This window comes from Verrucosispora sp. SN26_14.1, from assembly GCF_004307965.1.
Taxonomy (GTDB): domain Bacteria; phylum Actinomycetota; class Actinomycetes; order Mycobacteriales; family Micromonosporaceae; genus Micromonospora.
In genome coordinates this window covers 1-1,451 of sequence record NZ_SISL01000772.1, presented here as the reverse complement: position 1 = coordinate 1,451, position 1,451 = coordinate 1, and the positions used below count along the sequence as shown (strand labels likewise).

The following is a 1,451-nucleotide window of genomic DNA, read 5'->3' as shown; positions in this document are numbered from 1 at the left end:
ACAGGGGCGGCACCGGCGGGGCCGCCGGGTCGGGCGTGCTGACGCTGGCCGACCCCATCTGCGTGGTGACCCGGCCCAGCCGGCCCAGCGCCGTGCCCACCACCCGACGCCAGGCGCGAGGCACCCGACGGGCGGTGGTCCGGCGCCGACCCGGACCGGGTTCCGGCGCGGGTACGCGAGAGCCGCTCATCGCGACAGCGGGTCAGGAACCGGCCCGACGCCGGCTGCTCACCAGCCCGAACACCACCACCGCGGCCACTGTTGCGGCGCCGCCGAGCAGCAGCATCGAGCCGGTGTCGCCGCCTGCGGTGCCGCCGCCTCCGGTCGCCGGTCCCTTGGTGGGCTGCTCCATGTTCAGCACGGTCAGCGTGGTGTCGGCCGTCTGACCGTTCTCGCAGTGCAGGGTGACCGGGTAGTTGCCGGCCTGCTTCTCGCTCGGCACGGTGACGTCCCCGGTGAGGAAGCCGTCGTTCGGGCGGAGGAAGACCTGACGGAACGCGTCCGAGGTCACCTCGGCCTGCCGGTTGTTGGCGTTGTCGCAGCTGGCCTTGAGGTGCACCCGGGAACCGGCCTGCACGCTGTTCGGCGTCACCTCGACGAAGGTGTTCTCACCTGCCCGGGCGGGCGCGGCGCCGACCAGGACGAAAGCCCCGATCAAGGCGAACGCGCCGAAGAGTCGGACGACGGTCGACGGGTACGGACGCAGACCCCGCATGATCCTCCCTCCCGGCACCGGTGCACCGGTCCTGCTGGGGTGACCCGCGGCGCATTCCCCCTGCCGGGGCGGCTAACCCGACAGCGGGGTGACCGGCTGCCAGCCCAGCGGCGTGGAGAGGACCATCGTGCTGGACGGCTGCCCGTACGGGGCGAGTCGGTCGATGACGGCCTCGAACTCCCCGATCGACCCGGCCGCGACCTTCAGCACGCTGCACGCGTCGCCGGTGATCCGGTGGATCTCCAGGATCTCCGGCCAGTCGGCGACCTCGGGGACGTGCAGGATGCACCGGGCGCCGTAACAGGACATCCGGATCAGCGCCACCACGTTGCGACCGGCCCGGGCCAGGTCGACGTGGGCGTGGTAGCCGGTGACCACGCCGGTCTCCTCCAGCCGCCGGACCCGTTCGGCGACGGCCGGGGGAGACAGGTGCACCCGCCGGGACAACTCGCTGAACGACAGTCGCGCGTCGGCCTGCAGCTCACGGAGCAGGGCCCAGTCCATCTCGTCCACGCGGCGACCTTACGTCCGGCAAGCGAACTGCTGCCAGTGCCTTTCGTTCGGCAGGTCGACCTGCTGAACCGCCGTTGAAGAGGCATTCCGTCAGGCGATCCCACCGCGAGATCATGTCTGGACCGACGCCAGGAAGGAGCCGACGCATGGAGCAGACGGAACTGCGCCCCGGTGCCCGGGCGGCGGTGCGTCCGGTCACCGGCCGCCAGCGCGCGGCCCGTGC

2 protein-coding genes and 1 pseudogene are annotated in these 1,451 nt (G+C 72.4%); all 3 read right to left on the bottom strand.

Features of this window, described 5'->3' with window-relative positions; translation table 11 throughout:
* Positions 1-190 (bottom strand): annotated as a pseudogene (locus EYA84_RS31800) (class F sortase); the annotation flags it as partial.
* A gap of 12 nt (positions 191-202) precedes the next feature.
* Positions 203-715, bottom strand: a complete 513-nt coding sequence (locus tag EYA84_RS31795; protein WP_131057849.1) for a hypothetical protein — start codon at positions 713-715, stop codon at positions 203-205.
* A 72-nt stretch (positions 716-787) separates the two neighbouring features.
* Positions 788-1,228, bottom strand: coding sequence for an Lrp/AsnC family transcriptional regulator (locus EYA84_RS31790; protein WP_131057848.1), 441 nt, complete (start codon positions 1,226-1,228; stop codon positions 788-790).
* Positions 1,229-1,451 lie beyond the last annotated feature (223 nt).

Coding starts and splice junctions, on each gene's coding strand:
- EYA84_RS31795 (WP_131057849.1), bottom strand. CDS start 715: ATGCGGGGTCTGCGTCCGTACCCGTCGACCGTCGTCCGACTCTTCGGC.